The 20,640-nt window shown below is 34.4% G+C and carries 18 protein-coding genes; 8 read left to right on the top strand and 10 right to left on the bottom strand.

Annotated features, from left to right (window positions below):
* Positions 1 to 16: 16 nt before the first annotated feature.
* A complete protein-coding gene (locus CVD18_RS14295) occupies positions 17 to 1,933 on the bottom strand; it encodes an ABC-F family ATP-binding cassette domain-containing protein (protein WP_103866120.1) in 1,917 nt (638 codons plus the stop codon).
* A 57-nt stretch (positions 1,934 to 1,990) separates the two neighbouring features.
* Between CVD18_RS14295 and CVD18_RS14290 the strand changes: the two genes are divergently transcribed.
* Positions 1,991 to 2,377, top strand: coding sequence for a DUF983 domain-containing protein (locus tag CVD18_RS14290; RefSeq protein ID WP_103866119.1), 387 nt, complete (start codon positions 1,991 to 1,993; stop codon positions 2,375 to 2,377).
* On the opposite strand, the gene CVD18_RS14285 is transcribed toward CVD18_RS14290, so the two are convergent.
* The 8 genes from CVD18_RS14285 to CVD18_RS14250 form a co-directional block, all read right to left on the bottom strand.
* Positions 2,372 to 3,415 (bottom strand): FAD-binding oxidoreductase, encoded by a 1,044-nt coding sequence (locus CVD18_RS14285; protein WP_103866118.1) that lies wholly within the window; start codon positions 3,413 to 3,415, stop codon positions 2,372 to 2,374. The two genes, CVD18_RS14290 and CVD18_RS14285, sit on opposite strands and share 6 nt — an antisense overlap.
* Before the next feature lie 172 nt (positions 3,416 to 3,587).
* The gene (gldN, locus tag CVD18_RS14280) at positions 3,588 to 4,478 is read right to left on the bottom strand and encodes a gliding motility protein GldN (RefSeq protein WP_103866117.1); all 891 of its coding nucleotides are present in this window, start codon (positions 4,476 to 4,478) and stop codon (positions 3,588 to 3,590) included.
* Positions 4,479 to 4,497: 19 nt separating this feature from the next.
* Positions 4,498 to 6,045, bottom strand: a complete 1,548-nt coding sequence (gldM, locus tag CVD18_RS14275; protein ID WP_103866116.1) for a gliding motility protein GldM — start codon at positions 6,043 to 6,045, stop codon at positions 4,498 to 4,500.
* Between the two features lie 51 nt (positions 6,046 to 6,096).
* A complete protein-coding gene (gldL, locus tag CVD18_RS14270) occupies positions 6,097 to 6,729 on the bottom strand; it encodes a gliding motility protein GldL (protein ID WP_103866115.1) in 633 nt (210 codons plus the stop codon).
* 83 nt (positions 6,730 to 6,812) lie between these two features.
* The gene (gene gldK, locus CVD18_RS14265) at positions 6,813 to 8,186 is read right to left on the bottom strand and encodes a gliding motility lipoprotein GldK (protein WP_103866114.1); all 1,374 of its coding nucleotides are present in this window, start codon (positions 8,184 to 8,186) and stop codon (positions 6,813 to 6,815) included.
* A gap of 110 nt (positions 8,187 to 8,296) precedes the next feature.
* Positions 8,297 to 9,460, bottom strand: a complete 1,164-nt coding sequence (locus CVD18_RS14260) for a formimidoylglutamase (protein WP_103866113.1) — start codon at positions 9,458 to 9,460, stop codon at positions 8,297 to 8,299.
* 8 nt (positions 9,461 to 9,468) lie between these two features.
* Positions 9,469 to 11,940: a type I DNA topoisomerase gene (topA, locus tag CVD18_RS14255; protein WP_103866112.1), complete on the bottom strand. Its 2,472-nt coding sequence runs from the start codon at positions 11,938 to 11,940 to the stop codon at positions 9,469 to 9,471.
* 109 nt (positions 11,941 to 12,049) lie between these two features.
* Positions 12,050 to 12,856 carry a hypothetical protein gene (locus CVD18_RS14250; protein WP_103866111.1) on the bottom strand — a complete coding sequence of 269 codons (807 nt, stop codon included), beginning with the start codon at positions 12,854 to 12,856 and terminating at the stop codon, positions 12,050 to 12,052.
* A gap of 137 nt (positions 12,857 to 12,993) precedes the next feature.
* Between CVD18_RS14250 and miaB the strand changes: the two genes are divergently transcribed.
* The 7 genes from miaB (at position 12,994) to groL (ending at position 19,733) form a co-directional block, all read left to right on the top strand.
* A complete protein-coding gene (miaB, locus tag CVD18_RS14245; protein ID WP_103866110.1) occupies positions 12,994 to 14,439 on the top strand; it encodes a tRNA (N6-isopentenyl adenosine(37)-C2)-methylthiotransferase MiaB in 1,446 nt (481 codons plus the stop codon).
* A 32-nt stretch (positions 14,440 to 14,471) separates the two neighbouring features.
* The gene (locus CVD18_RS14240) at positions 14,472 to 15,737 is read left to right on the top strand and encodes a sigma-54-dependent Fis family transcriptional regulator (protein WP_103866109.1); all 1,266 of its coding nucleotides are present in this window, start codon (positions 14,472 to 14,474) and stop codon (positions 15,735 to 15,737) included.
* A gap of 5 nt (positions 15,738 to 15,742) precedes the next feature.
* Entirely contained in the window at positions 15,743 to 16,249 is a 507-nt protein-coding gene (lptE, locus tag CVD18_RS14235; protein ID WP_103866108.1) for an LPS assembly lipoprotein LptE, read from the top strand.
* 37 nt (positions 16,250 to 16,286) lie between these two features.
* Positions 16,287 to 17,243, top strand: coding sequence for a hypothetical protein (locus CVD18_RS14230; protein WP_103866107.1), 957 nt, complete (start codon positions 16,287 to 16,289; stop codon positions 17,241 to 17,243).
* A gap of 7 nt (positions 17,244 to 17,250) precedes the next feature.
* Positions 17,251 to 17,580 carry a preprotein translocase subunit SecG gene (secG, locus tag CVD18_RS14225; RefSeq protein WP_103866106.1) on the top strand — a complete coding sequence of 110 codons (330 nt, stop codon included), beginning with the start codon at positions 17,251 to 17,253 and terminating at the stop codon, positions 17,578 to 17,580.
* 152 nt (positions 17,581 to 17,732) lie between these two features.
* Complete coding sequence (gene groES, locus CVD18_RS14220) at positions 17,733 to 18,008, top strand: co-chaperone GroES (protein WP_103866105.1); 276 nt, start codon at positions 17,733 to 17,735, stop codon at positions 18,006 to 18,008.
* 87 nt (positions 18,009 to 18,095) lie between these two features.
* Positions 18,096 to 19,733, top strand: coding sequence for a chaperonin GroEL (gene groL, locus CVD18_RS14215; protein WP_103866104.1), 1,638 nt, complete (start codon positions 18,096 to 18,098; stop codon positions 19,731 to 19,733).
* Between the two features lie 405 nt (positions 19,734 to 20,138).
* On the opposite strand, the gene CVD18_RS14210 is transcribed toward groL, so the two are convergent.
* Positions 20,139 to 20,640, bottom strand: a 502-nt coding sequence (locus CVD18_RS14210) for an IS3 family transposase (protein ID WP_146052798.1), incomplete at its 5' end; no start/stop codon positions are given.

Here is a 20,640-nt window from a genome sequence, read left to right as displayed (position 1 = left end):
AAGAACGTCCTGCTGCCTATTTTATTGAGTCTATCTCTTCTTGTAGCACCTCCCAATCTTCCATCAAAGACAACAACAGGTCTTTCTTTGCCTGATACTTATCAAAAAAATCTGGTTGTGCAATAGTCTCATCATAGTTGATAGCAAGCTCTACATCAATTTCTTTGATTTCTTTTTCTAACTTATTAATTTTAGACTCAACATTACTTAGCTTATTATTAAGTGACTTTATCTTTTTTTGATCTTCATAAGATCTTTTGGCTGTTTCCTTGGTATCCGAAACTGTTTTTACAATCTTGTCCTTTTTTTCGATATCACGAAGGTCATTTACTCTTCGTGCTTCTAAATAGAAGTCTATATCACCCAGGTATTCTTTGATCTGCTTATTTTTAAATTCATAAACAGTATTAGTCAATCCCTGTAAGAAATCTCTATCGTGAGACACAAGAATTAATGTTCCTTCAAAACGTTGCAATGCTTCTTTCAGGATATTTTTTGATTTAATATCTAAGTGATTGGTAGGTTCATCCATCACCAATACATTAAAAGGCTCTAAAAGGAGTTTACATAATGCTAACCGATTACGCTCACCTCCTGATAATACTTTTACCTTTTTATCAACTTCATCTCCTCTAAACAAAAATGCACCTAGCATATCCCTAACCTTGCTTCGGTTTTTTTCATTTGCCGCATTGATCATGGTTTCATGAATCGTTATATCTCCATCCAGATATTCAGATTGATTTTGAGCAAAATACCCTATCTGCACATTATGCCCCAGTTTAAGATCTCCTTCATGCGATATTTCATTAATTATAATCTTTGCTAATGTTGTTTTACCTTGACCATTCTGCCCTACAAAAGCAATTTTAGAACCTCGTTCTACTAATAAATCAATATCGCTTAAAATTTGTTTCTCTCCGTAGGTTTTTCTTACTCCATCTGCCTCTATAACAACTTTACCAGGTTGCACACTAATAGGAAAACTAACATTCATCACTGCATTATCATCCTCATCAACTTCTATACGTTCTATTTTATCCAATTTTTTGATCAACGATTGAGCCATCGAAGCTTTAGAGGCTTTTGCCCTAAACTTCTCTATGAGTTTTTCTGTTTGCTCTATTTGCTTGGATTGATTCTTTTGAGTTGCAAGCTGTTGTTCTCTTACTTCTTCTCTAAGTACTAAATATTTAGAGTATGGCTTATTATAATCATAAATACGACCCAGAGAGATTTCTATTGTTCTATTGGTCACATTATCCAAAAACATTTTATCGTGAGAGACAATAACAACAACTCCTGCATAATTTCTTAAAAAACTCTCAAGCCATATGATCGATTCTATATCGAGATGGTTTGTCGGCTCATCCAACAACAAGATATCATTATTTTGTAATAAGAGTTTTGCTAACTCAATTCGCATACGCCATCCACCAGAGAAAGTATCTGTTAATCTATCAAAATCCTCTCTCATAAACCCAAGTCCTTGTAAAACTTTTTCTGTCTCTCCTTGGTAATTATACCCTCCTAGAATCTCATAATGATGTGTCAGATCACTTAAATCAGTAATCAATTGATTATATCCTTCACTTTCATAATCAGTGCGCTCTGCTAGTTGAGCATTGATTTTATCAATTTCTCTTTCTGCATTTTTAATATCTATAAAAGCTTCATAAGCTTCATCAAGAACAGTACGCCCTAATACAAAATCTATATCTTGTTTTAGAAAACCAATTTTCACCTCTTTATCCATGGCTATTTGCCCCGAATCAGGTTCTTGTTCTTTAGATAAAATCTTGAGCATGGTTGATTTTCCTGCTCCATTTTTTCCTATCAATCCTACTCGATCTCCCGTATTTAACCTGAAGCTTATTTCTTCAAAAAGGTACTCTCCTCCAAACGAAATCGATAAGTTATGTATGTTTAACATCAGCTTTTGAATATTTTGTGCAAAGATGATTAATTTTGTGCTAGAATAAAAGCTCTTATGAATTTCTTAAAAGGAACCAAAATTTACAGCATACTAACAGGTTATTGTCCTGTATGTCATAAAGAAAGTATGTACACAGAAACAAACCCTTATAAGCTAAGTCAAACTCTAAAAATGCAAGAACGGTGTAGCCATTGTAATACTAAATACAAAATAGAACCTTCCTTTTTCTATGGAGCTATGTATATAAGCTACGGAGTTGGAATTGCTTTTGCGGTAGCTGCTTTTGTGATTAGCCATTTTTTTCTAAAATTAGGGCTTTTATATTCATTTTTCTCAATTGTAGCAACACTTATAGGCTTTATGCCAGTTATTATGAGGTTATCCAGAAATATATGGATCAACTTATTTATGCACTATAAGAAAGAAAAAAAACTATCATAACGTATCAAAACGATTGCTATCTATTTCTTTACTTAAAGAAACTCCCAACTCTATATGAGCGTATAGTTGCTTAGCTACAGATGGTGCGATAAGTATACCTCTACTACCTAACCCATTTAAGACATGAATATTTTGATTGTTAGGGTGTGTTCCTACCAAAGGCCTTCTATCTCTAACCGTAGGACGTATCCCTGATACTTGATCTACCACCTCATAAGGTGTTTTTAAAAACTTTTGCAGCTTCTTTTCTAACTCTTCTCTTGCTGTAATTGTTATCTCTGCAGATTTATCTTCATTATTATATGTTGCCCCTACTTTATACAAATCATTTCCTAAAGGAATAATAAATATAGAGGATTTAACTGCCTCTTTTAATTGCAATTCCAATGATCTAATAACAATATACTCTCCTTTATTACCAAGTAGCGGTAAGTAATTAAAAAAAGGGTTCTTTTTTAAACCAAACCCTTCTGCAAATACAATATGCCTACATGGGACTCCTCTATACTCAATAAAGCCTTCTTTTACCACTACATCTTCATATTCAAAGGGCTGATTACAAAAAGCATTTTTTTCTTCAAGATACGCTGCATAAGAGGAAAGCATCGTTTTAATATCAATCTTACCTGTATGTTTTACTTTTCCGTAATGAAACGGGATATCCAAATGTTCATTTTCATTTCTGATTAGCTCTGGACAAAGAAATTCACCTAACAATGGCTTATCACCAGCTTCTATCCATTTATTTTGTTCTTCAGCCGCATTAAATCTTCGTAAAACAGGAAGCTCAGAAACTAATTTTTTATTCAATTTGGCTTCTATACTTTTATAAAAAGGAATTGCTTCTTTAATCTGTTCTGAAGCCTCCCAGGCTAGCGTAAAACGTTTTAAAATTACAGGATTATACAACCCTCCAGCAACTCTGGATGATTTTTGAGAGAAATCCTCATACACTCTATATGTTTTATTATTATTCTCTAATTCTTCAACAAAAGACATTCCAGACAATCCGAACCCTACAACAATATAATCTAGCATTATTTACTTTTTTTGATTTTATTATACCTATTATTTATTACAAAGTTCAAACAATACTTGTTAAAATTAAGTAATATAAAAAGCATAATTATCATTTAGTTTTATTCAAAAATAACAAAACGCCCAACTATTGTTGGGCGTTTTGTATAAATCGTTGAAAAAATATGGGTTACTAATAACTCCACATATCCATTTCAAAATTACGTATGTTTTCTTTAATTCTTTCACTCTCTAGAAGTTGCATCAAAGCGTTATCAACCACATAATCTTTAATCTCACGGTCACCTTGAATATTATCTTCTTTATAAATCACAGAACTAAAACGTCTTGCATTAAGAATGTGATCATAAGTAAAAGGCATTGAAGTATTCTTTCTATTAAATGCCATTGCATTATGAAGAATTTCTCGCACATCAGGATACCATATCCAGAACAATGCAACCATATCTGGCTCATCGTCATCGATAAAATTCACATCAGGAGCAACTGGTGCTAAACCAATTAATCTGTATCTTAACTCACCTAAACGCTTATCAAAATACCAATATCCTCTAATTTTATACTCAGCAATATCAGCAGAATTAATATCTCTTCTGTTAATATATTGAGGGTCCACTTCTTCTCCTGCATTATATTGCTCATAACCAAGATCAGTAGTATCTATTTTAGACATTGTTGATTGTAAATCTTCAAATGTACGTGTCTCATTAAAGTAAGAATCTGAGTAAATATTTTTGATTTTCCCATTTCTAATATTATTTACCAAAACGTCATACAATGAACGACGATTGGCTCCAATATTAAAAGTATCTATAGGATAATACAATGGAAAATTGATTCGTTCATCAAGATCTATTGTTTCCCATGTAGTCTTAGACCATAATATATCACGCTTATCGACGTACCCATATTCTAATGGGTGATCATTATCATATAATATCTGCTCATCTGTCTTTATTCCTATCTCTTCTGGGTTACTTGCATTCAAAACATTTGTCTGCCCAAAAGAAAGAGAAGAAACCAATAGACCAAAAACGGTTAATACAAAATTTCTCAAATTCATAACTACGTAAGTTTATTTTTTAATTGGTCAACTCTACAACAACTGGAGATATTTTTTTCAATTTATATCCAGAATTGGTAGCCAACTGTGCCTTTATATCAATAATCTGAATAGAAGAACCTCTTTTAGCTTTACGCAAAGCAGATTTTGCTTTAGCATTAAGTCTTCCTCCAGGAACTCTTACTGTAGGCTGTCCTTCTACTTTAAATTTAAATCCTGTTACTTTTAATTTTATATCAAAATCAAAATCAGGTAGGATTGCACCAACAGAAGAAATTTCTAATGCATTTCTAGCCATTTTTATAGATCCATCTTCTCCACGTACAGTTCCAACAGGTCTTGGAATACCTTTAATTCTGAATTTCTTACTATCACTCACTGTAGTACCATTTGGAAGTTTACCACTTACCTTAATACTTACTTCACGAGCTTTTACACTAGTAACATTCATCATATATTTTCCTGCTCCTCCAGATTTTCTAAGACCAGGTGCTGAAGCACTTACTGCAGGTACTCCTGGAATAGAAATTGTCATTGGATTTTGAACCCCACGATATACCACATTCATCTTATCAGCAGAAATTACTGCAGAATTAGGTCTAGGAATAACCGCATAAGAACTCTGAATTGGTATTGAAACTATAGAATCTCCTTCTTTAAATTGAAGCTCTCCTTTTACTTCTCTTTCTCCTACATTTCCAGCAGGGAAATCAAGCATAATTTGTCCGTTCTTAACTTCTGTTTGCTCTTTACCATTTACCACTACTTTGGTTGGTTTAAGCGTAGCATCAAAACGTCCTAAAACTATTCTACCTTTAAATTTCTCACCACTAAAGAAAGCAGTTTTATCTGGTACAACAATTGCCTCATAGTTACTAAATGATAATTCAGAAGCTTGTTGTCCTGCTAATAATGCAGAAAGCACTTTACTCTCTGTTGCTTTAACATCAGCTTGCATTTGTGTAAGCTTAGTTAATGAAGCTACTAGAGGAAATCCTTCAAAATTATAGTTTAACCATTTTTTTGTAACTCCACCTCTATCTTTTACATCAGATGTAGAAAATGTCTGAACGATACCTTCTGCAACTTTATCCTCTACTTCTTTTACTTCTCTAATCGCTGCAGCTACACCATCTCTATATTTAGAAATGTTATCTACAAACTCTTGAGCCGCTGGTGTATTTTTACCTCCTTTGAAGAATTTTTCATCTAAAGCTAAAGACTTATCCATCGTCTCATAATCTGTAGCATCACTTAATCCGTCAGTGATTTCAGCTTTAATCTGATCTATATACGCATTAAATTCATTTGATAATGCACTGATCTGATCAGCTTTTTCTTTTAACGGAGTATATTTTTCAGGCTGTTCTGTAACTTTCTCAGCAAGTCCTGCCATAAAAGCAGTATTACGTTCTGTAGAAATCACATTAGACTCTGTTAATTTTTCGTTCATTAAACCGAAAGCCGACAATACTTCCTTTGACATGTTTAGTGCCATCATTGAAATGAAAACCAGATACATCAGGTTAATCATCTTCTGCCTTGGGGATAGTTTTCCTCCTGCCATTCTTTTTAGATTTTGGTAGTTATTTTTATAAAATATTAATTAATACAAATGTTAACTTCTGTTCATTGCAGTTAACATACCACCATATACTCCATTAAGTGAAGAAAGATTACTAGCAAGACTCTCCATCTGATCTTTAAGCTTAGCTGCATTATCAGCAATTGCTTGATTAGCCTCAGCTTGACGAGAAGAAGATTCTAACTGTACCTTATATAAACTGTTTAAAGACTCTAAGTGCGATGCAGCACTAGCCATTTCTTCGCTATATTTCTTTGTTCCCTGCATTGCATCTACAGTAGGAGAAATGTTCTTAGCAGCTCCTTCAAAATTACGGATACTATCACCAAGACTACTCATAAGACTAGAATCTACTCTAGCTTCTTTTAACATATCATCTAATTTTTTAGATAATAATCCTTCTGGGCTAGCGTCTTGTTCTTTCTTTTTATCTCTTCTGTTTCCTCCAGCTAATTCTGGATATACAAGAGACCAATCTAATTCATCATCTACTGGTTCGAATGCAGACACAGTAAATACCAATGCTTCTGTGATCAAACCAACAATAAGCATCTGATTACCAAATGGCCAGTGCATAATTTTAAATAGTGCACCTAGTATTACAACGGCTGCTCCCAGACCGTAGACCATGTTCATTAATTTTTTGCTTGCTTTTGAATTTGCCATAATAAATTTGTTTTGTTTTTGTTTTTTAAATCTTAAAGTTTTAAAAAAAGGTTAGTAATTAAGTTGATAGAAAATTTTGGGACTTATTTTTGATTCTTAGTATTATCTTCTCCAGTTGCTTCAGTACCCATATAGTCCTGAACGGTTCTAAATCCGATATAACTTCTTGCAGAATCAGCATATTCGTAATCTCTGGTGCTTACCTGTAGGAAATAAGCAACATCTTTCCATGATCCTCCTCGTACTACTTTACGTTTGTTATCATCATCATTGACATTTGGATTCATTGATGCAACGTATTCGTAGGCTCCTGGATCGTAGGATGATTGTACCCATTCTGATACATTTCCTGCCATATTGTACAGGTTGTAATCATTTGGATCAAATGTTTTTGCTTCTACAGTATACAGGAAGTTATCTGCAGCATAGTTTCCTCTTAAAGGCTTAAAGTTTGCCAAGAAACAACCTCTGTCGTTTAATGCATAAGGACCTCCCCAAGGATATGTTGCTGATTCTAGACCTCCTCTGGCTGCATACTCCCATTCAGCTTCTGTAGGTAGTCTGAAATAGTTTACAAATTCTTTACCTTTTTTCTTCTGAAAGGTATTTTTTTCGATAGTTCTCCATCGGCAGAAAGCTTTTGCTTGCTCCCAAGAAACTCCAACTACTGGGTAGTCGTCATAAGCACTATGCCAAAAATAATCATTGTGCATTGGCTCGTTATATGAGTAGTTAAAATCCTTAATCCACACTGTAGTATCAGGATATACTTCTATTACTTCTTCTTTTACAAAATCTTTTCTTCCACCTTTCTTAGCTCTAGCAGCCGCTTGAATATCCATCCAGGTAAATCTAAACTCAAACTTACTTACATTAAGCGTACGTCTACCATTATATGATTCTTCTAACGGAATATACATTGTATCCATAACCTCTGCATAATACTCATCTGGATAATCTTCGGCATTCCACTCAATATCCATGTCTTTATTAAGCTTCCTTCCTTCATAACCAGTCTCTCCCATCCCACTATAGTTGTCATACATATATTTCTCGTAGACAGACATATTCACAGTATCAGCATCTAAGAATGCAAATTCTCCAATACCATCATCGCCAGGCGCTTTACCTAATTCGTCAGCCATTATTGCAAGTCGCATCCTTATTACAGAATCACGTACCCAACTTACAAATTGTCTATACTCACTATTAGTAATTTCGGTTTCATCCATGTAGAAGGAACGAACCGTAACCATCCTGGTTGGTGCGTTTGCCAAAGCAGCTTTGTCATCATCCGACTTACCCATAATGAATGATCCTCCGGGGATAAGAGCCATGCCATATGGTTTTTGAGGGTGCCATTTTTTTCCTTGTGCTCCTACCAGTTCTCCTCGGCTTCCTCCACCACAACTATAGAGCATTGCTAAAATAGCAAAGAGTGATACAATTTTCTTCATAATGTATTTTAGGTTAAGATCTTCTAGATTTAAGGACGTAAACCTATTTATTTATTTCCAGAAAAACAATTTTTTTCTAAAAAAAACCTTAAATCTGCCTAATAAAAATGTTAAACTTCGTTTTTTTGTTTTGCTTTATACCACCTTTCAGGGATTTCTTGATTACAAGCACGCTCATAATCAGTGTATGTGCAAGGTAATAACGTGTGTCTTTTCAATTTATTATTACCAGATGAAATAAATGGTATCTCTATCCACCACCTTCCAGTCATTACACTTCTATAAAAAGACAAAATTTCCTCTTCTACAGGAACGTTATAATGCAATGTGTTTTTTAGGTTTTTTATATCAATCTCATTTGACCTGTAATTGACTCCTTCTACAAAATACCAAATCATCTGAGCTATAAGTAACGATGCCGCTGCTTCATTTTCAAAATTCTTGAATTCATAAATTCCAAAACTTTTCACCTTATCACTAATCCCAGCGTATCTTGAAATCGCACAAATCTCTCTTCCGTCAAAACCATTAGGAGAAGCAGTATACCCGCTAAGGCTTGTGGCATTCATAACCCCCAAATCTACAGAAACGATATCAGCATCCCGCATTATAGGCTCAACTACAGTAACATCTGCTATGACCTCTCCTAGACGACAAGCATCAAAATACAACTTTTCTATAAGATCTATCTCATCTTGAGGATTAAAATAGGTTTGGTACCCTATATTACTATAATTAAACAGGTTATACGGTTGCTCTACTATAATTTTACCAACAAAAGAAGTATTAGTTATTGGTTGAGATGAATTTCCTAAATCGAATCTGCTATCAACATTTACTAGGTTTACCATTCGCTCAAACACATCAAATGCCCTGTATTGCGCATACACCAAATCCTGACTACCACCTATAATTACAGGTATAATATTCTTGACCAACAAAGTTGACAACACTTCTTGAACCAAGTAATACGTATCACTAACCTCATTACCTGCTATAATATCTCCGAGATCTACAATGTTTGTATTCCAGTTTCCTGGATAAAGCGCATAGAACGCTTTGCGGATAGAAGTAAAATCTAAACCTTCTTCTAAAACATTAACTCCATTTCTATTTTCTTGAATCCCAAGAATAGCAATATCCGTTTTTTCTAAATTTGGAATCCCATCATCATGTGTATGAATTCTAATTTGTTTTCCTAATGCATAATCAGAAAGTGGCTCAACATATTGTATAACCAAATCACTAACAGGTACAAGAAATTCAAAAGACATAGATTAATTTATTTCTTTTTTGTTGCTTTTTTCTTAGGAGCATTCTTTTCTATCAGGTCTTTTACCTTATCCAAAGTCAATTTTGAAGCATCAACTGTTTTTGGTAATTCGATCTTCACCTTGCCTTTTATGACATTACTTCGTCCCCATCTAGCTTTCTCTACACGAATCCCTTCTTCTTCCCAATTATGGATGACTTTATCAATCTCTTTCTGTTTTTTCTCTTCAATAAGAGTTACAATATCATTGTCTGACAAGTTATCAAAATCATATTTTTTGTTTACGTTAATAAACATTCCATTCCACTTAATGAATGGTCCAAATCGGCCTTTCCCTTTTTGAACAGGAAGATTTTCATATGTATATATAGGGGCGTCCGCTTTTTCTTTAGCATCTATTAATTCTATTGCTCTGTCCAAAGTAGTTTGCAAAGGATCTTCTCCTTTTTCTAAGGAAACGAATTTTTCACCAAATTTCACATAAGGACCAAAACGACCATTGTTTACAACTATTGTTTCCCCTTTATAGTCTCCCAATTCTTTTGGCAACTGAAACAAATCTATCGCTTCCTCAAATGTAATACTACTAAGCGTTTGCCCCGGAGGCAAACTTGCAAACTTAGGCTTATCCTCATCATCGACTGTACCAATCTGAACCATTGGTCCAAATTTACCAAGTCTTACACTCACAACTTTACCTGTAGTAGGATCTTCCCCCAAGATACGCTCTCCTACCTCTCTTTCTGCATTTTGTGCAACATCCTCAACTCTTGGATGAAATTCTTGATAAAACTCTCTCATTACTTGAGTCCAATCTTCTTGACCTTCTGCAATCTCATCAAAGTCTTGCTCTACTTTTGCCGTAAAATTATAATCAAGAATAGAAGCAAAATGATTTACAAGAAAATCATTAACCACCATACCTACATCGGTTGGGATTAATTTTCCTTTATCACTACCTACTTTTTCTGATAGTTTTTTCTCTTCAACGGCATCTCCAGAAAGAACCATTTGAACATACCCTCTCAATTCTCCTTCTTTAGCTCCTTTCTCTACATAATTCCTGTTTTGAATAGTTGAAATTGTAGGCGCATATGTAGATGGTCTCCCGATCCCTAATTCTTCTAATTTCTTAACCAATGACGCTTCTGTATAACGACTAGGCGGCCTTGTAAATCTTTGGGTTGCTGTAATATAATTACTAAATAGATTTTCTCGTATCTTCATCTCTGGCAGAATCCCTTCTTGCTCTTCATCTTCATCATCATTCCCCTCAAGGTACACCTTCAAAAATCCTTCAAACTTTATTACTTCTCCACTTGCAGAAAACTGTTCCTTATGTGTATTAGCATCTATTTTTACATTTGTTCGTTCTAATCGAGCATCACTCATTTGCGAGGCTATAGCACGTTTCCAGATTAACTCATATAATCGTTGTTGATCGTAATCTACATTTACAGTATGTCTAGAAAAATCAGTTGGTCGTATTGCTTCGTGAGCTTCTTGAGCTCCTTTGGTTTTTCCTTTATATTGTCTTGGATTACTATATTCATTACCATAAGCAGAATCAATTTCTGCTTTTGCTCCTTTTTGAGCTTCCCCAGATAAATTCACACTATCAGTTCTCATATAGGTAATCAATCCAGCCTCATACAATCGTTGCGCCATAGTCATCGTCTTACTCACTGAGAAATACAATTTTCTTGAGGCCTCCTGTTGCAAGGTTGATGTTGTAAATGGTGGTGCTGGCGATTTTTTTGCAGGCTTTGTAGAAAGATCCCCTACAGTAAAAGAGGCTCCTATATTTTGTTGTAAAAACGCTTGAGCTTCTTCTTTTGTTTTAAAATTTTTAGGCAGTTTTGCCTTAAAAGATTTCCCTGCTTGGTTACAAAACTCTGCATCTATCCTAAATGATGCTTCTGGGTTAAAGCCAAGTATCTCTCGCTCTCGCTCTACTATCAATCGTACTGAAACTGACTGCACTCTTCCTGCAGACAGCCCTCCTTTTACCTTACGCCATAAAACAGGAGATAATTCATACCCCACCAAACGATCCAAAACACGTCTGGCTTGCTGAGCATTTACTAAATTATAATCGATAGAACGAGGGTTCTCTATAGCTTTCAAGATAGCATTCTTAGTAATCTCATGAAAAACAATTCGCCGTGTCCTCTCTTTATCCAATTTAAGTGTCTCTGCCAAATGCCACGCAATAGCCTCTCCCTCTCGATCCTCATCACTAGCTAACCATACCACCTCAGCCTTCTTAGCAAGATCTTTTAGTTTCTTGACAACATCTTTTTTGTCTTTGGAAACGATATACTTGGGTTTAAAATCCCCATCAACATCAACTCCTAGCTCTTTTGCAGGTAAATCTGCAATATGCCCAAAACTGGATGCAACCGTATAATCTTTTCCAAGGAATTTCTCTATTGTTTTGGCCTTAGCAGGCGACTCCACAATCACTAAATTCTTAGCCATAGTCCTTTAATTTCTGACAACAAAAGTATATCAATTTTTTGATATCAAGATTCTTTATCAGAAAATTAGTTCAAAAAAAACCTGCTGATCAGCAGGTTCCTCTTTTATTTTATTTTAACAACAGTGTTTCATCATTCTCTAATTCTCCATCTTTAAAACCTAAAGAATCTTTATATATATAATAAACGGGTATATACGTAAACGAACTTATAAAAAATGACCCTAACCCACAGCTCACATAACCTAGCACCTGAACCAACAGAATAGAGATAAAAATTAAACCAAAAGAAATCAACCACGTCCTATTACCTAACTTAAAACTTGCCTTAACAAGATCAGAAACCCCCATGTCAGGGTTAAACGCATACAAAACCACCATTAACTGAATTGGAACTATCACATAAATAACAGGAAAAACACACAACAAACACGCTAACACAATTATTGTAATTAATATCATTGATAGTGTTATTGTTTTCTTAAGGTATCTTCCTTTTAGAAACATAAAGTAATCCATATTTTCTGTCATTCCCATATCTGATTGCTTGCACACTACAAAAAAGTGAGCTGTAAATGCAAACGTTATAGAAACAGGAATTATCAAAATAACCAGCATCAATAAAGAAAATAAAACCATATAGATTACTCCCACGATACCTGCTACTAGATCATCATCAAAATCCACATCCATGTTTTCTACAAAAATCCCTGTAAACCCAACAATACCAAACCCTCCAACAAACACCACCAAATACATAATCACAAATACAGCCACCATCATAGCCAGAGGTATTATCACATGAATAAATCCTTGCAACCACACTTTTTTGAAAAGTTCTATACTTTTACTAAAAATCCCTCCAAAGTCTAACGGCTTACTATTATCTATTCTCTCAAAGAGACTATTTGATATCATATATATATATTTTACGGATTAAAAACCTGACCAAATATATATTTTTTACAAATTAAACCCATGACACTTTGTCACAAACCGTATTAAAAAGTATCTTTGCACACTATTTGACCTCAATTAAGAAGGAATTATTTTTTATGGAGAAGATTATTGACGAAAGCATACAAGGACAACCACTTGCCCTCGACCACAACAAAGGAAATCAACGAAAGCTTTTTATAGAAAGCTATGGTTGCCAGATGAATTTTAGCGACAGTGAAATTGTTGCTTCTATTCTTGCTAAAGAAGGGTTTAATACAACACAAAATCTGGAAGATGCAGACTTAGTACTTGTAAACACTTGTTCTATTCGTGAAAAAGCAGAACAAACAGTCAGAAAAAGGTTAGAAAAATATAATGCTGTAAAAAGAATCAATCCCAAAATGAAAGTAGGGGTATTGGGATGTATGGCCGAACGATTAAAAAGCAAGTTTCTTGAAGAAGAAAAAATAGTAGATTTAGTTGTTGGTCCCGATGCATACAAAGACCTCCCTAATCTAATCGAAAAAGTAGATTCAGGACGAAATGCGGTTAATGTTATCCTCTCAAAAGAAGAAACTTATGGAGACATTGCTCCTGTAAGATTACAAAGTAATGGTGTGTCTGCATTTGTCTCTATTACTCGTGGTTGTGACAATATGTGCACCTTTTGCGTTGTTCCTTTTACCAGAGGTAGAGAGCGTAGCAGAGACCCTCAAAGCATCCTCAAAGAAGTAGATGATTTGGTCTCTCGTGATTTTAAAGAAATTACTTTATTAGGTCAAAATGTAGATAGTTATTTATGGTATGGTGGAGGACTGAAAAAAGATTTTCAAAAAGCTAGCGATTTTCAAAAAGCAACCGCTGTAGACTTTGCTAAACTTCTGGATATGACAGCAGAAAAGCATCCAAAGTTACGAATTCGTTTCTCTACATCGAATCCTCAAGATATGACCTTGGATGTGATAAATATTATGGCAAAACACAAAAATATATGCAAACACATTCATTTACCAATACAAAGTGGAAGCGATAGAATTCTTAAAGAAATGAATCGATTACACACTCGCCAAGAATACATTGAACTAGTTGATGACATAAAGAAAATAATTCCTGATTGCTCAATAACACAAGATATGATTATTGGTTTTCCAACAGAAACAGAAGAAGACCATCAAGACACCTTATCGTTACTAGAGTATGTAAAATACGAACACGGATACATGTATGCTTATTCAGAAAGACCTGGAACACTTGCTGAGCGTAAACTGGAGGATGATGTTCCTGAAGACACCAAAAAAAGAAGGCTTGCAGAGGTTATAAAATCGCAACGAAGACATAGTGCATATAGGCACCAAAGCTATATTGGAAAAACTTTTGAAGTTTTGATTGAAAAAGAATCAAAAAAATCTGATCAACACTGGAGCGGAAGAACTACAAAAAATATTGTAGCTATATTTCCTAAAAAAGATTACAAAATAGGCGATTTTGTATTGGTTCGCATTGATGAATGCACCAGTGCCACCTTATTAGGAGAAGCCATTGAATACTCTGACAACAACTAATCACAAGCAACAGCCTATTATACAAAAATAAAATGGAATCAATTCAAGCCATAAAACAACGATTCGGAATTATAGGGAACGACCCCAAACTAAACCGTGCTGTAGAAAAAACAATTCAGGTTGCACCTACAGACATTTCAGTTCTAGTAACCGGAGAAAGTGGTGTTGGTAAAGAAAGTATTCCTAAAATCATACACTCATTATCTCATCGCAAACACGGTAAGTATATCGCTGTAAACTGTGGTGCAATCCCAGAAGGAACCATAGACAGTGAACTTTTTGGTCATGAAAAAGGAGCTTTTACAGGAGCTACTCAAACTAGAAATGGTTATTTTGAAGTTGCTAGTGGTGGTACTATTTTTCTAGATGAAGTAGGAGAATTACCCCTCACCACCCAAGTTAGATTACTTAGAGTATTAGAAAATGGTGAATTTATCAAAGTAGGATCCTCAAAAGTTCAAAAAACTGATGTTCGTATTGTAGCTGCTACAAATGTCAATATGTTTGAGGCTATCAAAAAAGGAAAATTCAGAGAAGACCTCTATTATCGCCTCAGTACCGTAGAAATCCTTCTACCACCGCTTAGAGACAGAAAAGAAGATATTCATTTATTATTCAGGAAGTTTGCTTCTGACTTTGCTACAAAATACAAGATGCCAACTATTCGTCTGGACAATGATGCTGTTTTATTATTAGAAAAATATCATTGGAGTGGTAATATTAGACAATTACGTAACATTGCAGAACAAATTTCAGTCCTTGAACAAAACAGGGCAATAACGGCATCTGCTCTACATGGATATTTACCGAACATAGGAAGCAATTTACCTGCTATAATTTCTAAAGATAAAAAAGAAAGTGATTTTAGTAATGAAAGAGAAATTTTGTACAAAGTTCTTTTTGATATGAAAAGCGATCTTAATGACCTCAAGAAACTTACTATGGAATTAATGCAAAGTGGCAATACCCAACAAGTGCAAAAAGACAACGAAGGGTTGATACAAAAAATTTATCAAAAAAAGGAAGAAGAAATACAAACTGAAGAAACTACAACCCGACCATCAACTTCTGAAGTATTAGAGATATCTCCTCAAATTACCATTAGACCCCCAGAGGAAGATAAATATCATTTTGCCGAAGAGATTGAAGAAGAAGAGACTTTATCCTTACATGACAAAGAACTAGAATTGATCAAAAAATCACTAGAACGACATAGAGGTAAACGTAAGGCTGCCGCAGAGGAATTAGGCATCAGTGAACGTACCTTATATCGAAAAATAAAACAATACGATTTATAATATTAATGAAGAAACTACAATATCTCTCAATAGCATTAGTTGCATTAATCCTAATTCAAGGATGCGGTGCATACTCGTTTACAGGAACTAATATTTCTGCTGACACAAAAACATTTCAGGTTAATTTTTTTCAAAATCAATCCCCACGAATTTTCCCAGGGGTTGATCAATTTTCCACCAACAAACTACAAGATCTGATCCTTAATCAGACCAACCTTAGCCTAACCACTTCTAGTGGCGATATTGTTTATGAAGGTGAAATTGTACAAGATTATGTTTCCCCCAACACAGCTACATCAGATATAACTGCTGCACAAAATCGATTAACTATCGCTGTAAATATGAGGTTTTATGACACAAAAGACCCTTCTCAAGATCTAGAGCAACGATTTTCTTTTTTCTTTGATTATCCAGCGTCTGAATCAGAAAGTAATGTAAGAGATCAGGCAATGGAAGTGATTTTTGATAGAATTAGCCAAGATATGTTTAATGCTACCTTAGCGCGATGGTAAAAACTTTTTATTAATAATTAAATTAAGACACTAATTTTTGAACATTAAAGAACTTTCATATCTGCTTCAAAATCCTGCTCAATTAGATAAAGAGCAAACAAATTCTCTGGAAAAAATTGTCAGAACATTTCCTTATTTTCAATCAGCGCGCTCTTTATGGTTAAAATCATTAAAGAATCAAGAAAGTTTCAGATATAATCAAGAATTAAAAGTTACCGCAGCATATACAACAGATCGTAGTATTCTATTTGACTTTATCACTTCTGATCTTTTTGACAAAAACACAGACTCTCAGGAAACAGAAAAGAAGCAAAATTCTGAAATAACTGTTATTGAACCTGAGGAGATTAAAGCATTACCCAGAATAGCTATGGATGATGCTATACGAATGAAAATAAAAGAAGCAGAAGATGTTCTGGATCCCGCTTTATTCTCTGTAAGAAAAGAAAATAGCGCCTCAAAACAAATAGAAATTGCAGCATCCACCAATTCTATTACTCCAGAAAAAAAACACATTCTTACAACAGAAGATGAAAACGAGATTCTAAAAGAGGGATTACAAATTGATAAACCTCTAGATTTCAACAAAAAAGAAACACATTCTTTTGCAGAATGGTTAAAACTAACTTCTTTGACTCCAGTAGATAGAGATACTGATCAAGAAGTCTCATCTCCAGCTCATGAAACAAAGGAGATAGAATCAGAAAAATCACTAGATCAAAAAGATAAATTTAATTTGATTGATGAGTTTATCATTAATAATCCCAAAATACAACCTGCTGCAAAAAACACTCCTGCCCGTAATCTTGCTAAAGAAAATGTAGTTTCTACAGATGAATTAATGACAGAAACTTTGGCTCGAGTATACCTTGCACAAAAAAATTACAAAAAAGCAATTCAAGCATACAATATATTAATTTTGAAAAATCCCGAAAAAAGTGGTTTCTTTGCAGACCAAATTCGATCAATAAAGAAATTACAAGAAAATAAATAACAATATAATGACAACGTTTTCAATCTTTTTAGTATTAATCGTGATTGTAGCTTTTTTACTAGTAATAGTAATTATGGTACAAAATCCAAAAGGTGGAGGATTATCTTCTTCTTTTGGTGGCGGTGGAACACAGCAACTAGGTGGTGTAAAAAAGACTACAGACTTTTTGGATAAAAGTACCTGGACTCTAGCAACACTATTATTAGTATTAATCTTATTATCCAACATTGATTTAATGGGTGGAGAGGCTACTCAAGAATCTAAAGTAAACACAGAAGACATTCAGGTAGAAACTCCTGTAACGCCTCCTGCAACCAACAATGATGACAAAGAGTAACATCTTTTTAAAAAAACAATTACAAAAATGTCGACTTGTCATACTAGTCGGCATTTTTTGTTTCAATTTGTCAGTATCACTCTACTGGCATAATTTCTGAAATACTAGCATTCGAATATTTCATTTTAATTTTAATAATAAAAACTAATATAATGGGAGTAAATATTAAACCTCTTTCAGACCGCGTGGTTGTCGAGCCACTTCCTGCCGAGACACAAACAGCATCAGGATTATTCATTCCTGATTCTGCTCAAGAAAAACAACAAAAAGGTAAAGTAGCTGCTGTAGGTAGCGGTAAAAAAGACCATGATATGACTGTCAAAGTTGGCGACACAGTACTTTACGGAAAATATTCAGGAACAGAATTAAAATTAGATGGAAAAGACTATCTAATAATGCGTGAGGATGATATCCTTGCTATCGTATAAAAGAATACCTATACAAAAAACACAAATCCAAAATCCAAAAGAATAGTATTTCAGGATTTATACAATTTTCAAAATAAATAAAATATTATGGCAAAAGACATAAAATTTGATATAGAAGCACGCGACGGTATCAAACGTGGTGTAGATGCATTAGCCAATGCAGTAAAAGTAACATTAGGTCCTAAAGGTCGTAATGTAATTATCAGTAAATCTTTTGGAGCTCCTACTGTGACTAAAGATGGAGTTTCTGTTGCTAAAGAAGTAGAACTAGAAGATGCTCTTGAGAATATGGGAGCACAAATGGTAAAGGAAGTAGCTTCAAAAACTAATGACTTAGCGGGAGACGGTACTACTACAGCAACTGTACTAGCTCAAGCAATCGTAAAAGAAGGGCTTAAAAATGTAGCTGCTGGTGCAAATCCTATGGATCTTAAGCGTGGTATTGACAAGGCTGTTAAGGCTATTACAACTGACTTAGAAAAACAAACTAAAGAAGTAGGTAGCTCTTCAGACAAAATACAACAAGTAGCTGCTATCTCTGCAAATAATGACAAAACTATCGGTGACCTTATTGCTCAAGCTTTTGAAAAAGTTGGAAAAGAAGGAGTTATTACCGTTGAAGAAGCTAAAGGGACTGATACTTACGTAGATGTTGTAGAAGGAATGCAGTTTGATAGAGGATATCTATCTCCTTATTTTGTTACAGATAGCGAAAAAATGACAGCGGATCTTGAAACACCATATATCTTATTATATGATAAAAAGATTTCTGCCATGAAAGATCTTCTTCCTGTTCTTGAGCCCGTAGCTCAAACAGGAAAACCTCTTTTAATTATTGCAGAAGATGTAGATGGTGAAGCACTAGCTACACTTGTTGTAAATAAATTGCGTGGTGCTCTTAAAATTGCTGCTGTAAAAGCTCCTGGTTTTGGAGACAGACGTAAAGCAATGTTAGAAGATATCGCAATCCTTACAGGTGGTACTGTAATTTCTGAAGAACGCGGTTTTACTTTAGAAAACACAACAATCGAACACCTAGGTACTGCAGAGAAAGTAGCTATCGACAAAGACAACACTACTGTAGTAAATGGTGCTGGTAAAGAAGAATTAATCAAAAACAGAGTAAATCAGATCAAAGCTCAAATTGAGACAACAACTTCTGATTATGACAAAGAAAAATTACAGGAACGTTTGGCTAAACTAGCTGGTGGTGTTGCTGTATTATATGTAGGTGCGGCATCTGAAGTAGAGATGAAAGAAAAGAAAGATCGTGTAGACGATGCACTACATGCTACTCGCGCTGCAGTAGAAGAAGGTATTGTTGCTGGTGGTGGTGTTGCTCTAGTAAGAGCTAAAGCTATTCTAGACAAAGTAAGTACTGAGAATGCAGATGAAGCTACTGGTGTACAAATAGTAAATCGTGCTATCGAAGCTCCATTGAGAACAATCGTTGAAAATGCAGGAGGAGAAGGTTCTGTAGTTATCTCTAAGGTATTAGAAGGTAAAAATGACTTTGGTTATGATGCAAAATCAGAAGCGTATGTAGACATGCTTAAGGCTGGTATTATTGACCCTAAAAAAGTAACACGTATAGCTCTTGAAAATGCTGCGTCTGTATCTGGCATGATCCTTACTACAGAATGTGCATTAATAGACATCAAAGAAGATGCTCCTGCAGGAGGTGGAATGCCACCAATGGGCGGAGGTATGCCTGGAATGATGTAATAGCAAATTTGTTATAGATAAAAACTCAACAAACTCGTAGAAACCCTACAACTTGTTGAAAATAAAAGAAGCCATCTCGTTGATTCGGGATGGTTTTTCTTTAAAATCATCACTCTATTATACTAAATTAACGTAAGCGTTCGGCAAACCACATATTGTTTGGTTTCTTTTTAGGTTTTAGTTTTGTGCTATGCAAAAAGAAGACACAAATAGAAAACAGGAAATGTATACTATTCTAAGGAAATGGAAAAAGAGTAGTCTAAGTTTAAGAGACTATGGTGAAAAACAAGGCATCACTTATGGGGTTATGAAATATTGGCATAGGAAATATAGAGCTGAATATCCAGATTCTAAGAAAAGTATATCCAAGAAAGTGGACTACCTAATAAATTTGGGACTATTTTCTCAAGCCACTTTTTTATTATTTTTCCAATATTGTATTTCTACTTCTAGAGGAGTTTTATATCCTAAAGAAGAATGTAATCTTTGTGTATTGTACCACTGGATATAGTTTTCTATCTTAGAGTATGCCTGAAGATAATTTTTGAATTTATATCTATTGGTACATTCGTATTTAATGGTTTTAAACAACGATTCTGCTACTGCATTATCCCAACAGTTTGCTTTTCTACTCATACTTTGTTTGATGGTACTATTTTTATTAAAAATCAGCTTCATTTTACGTGAAGCATATTGCACACCTCTATCAGAGTGAAATATATGATTTTCAGTAATTTGCCTTCTATTTTTAGCTTTTATCCAAGTTTTGTAGATGGTGTTTTCTGTAGTCATATCTTCACTTAATGTCCATGCCAGTATTTTTCTATCTGCTAGATCCATAATTATAGTCAAGTAGTTCCATTGACCTGCCACTTTGATATAGGTAATATCAGAGACCCACTTCTCT

This window comes from Aquimarina sp. I32.4, from assembly GCF_002924285.1.
Taxonomy (GTDB): domain Bacteria; phylum Bacteroidota; class Bacteroidia; order Flavobacteriales; family Flavobacteriaceae; genus Aquimarina.
Note: the sequence above shows the minus strand (reverse complement) of the source record. Positions and strands in the feature narration are given on the sequence as shown.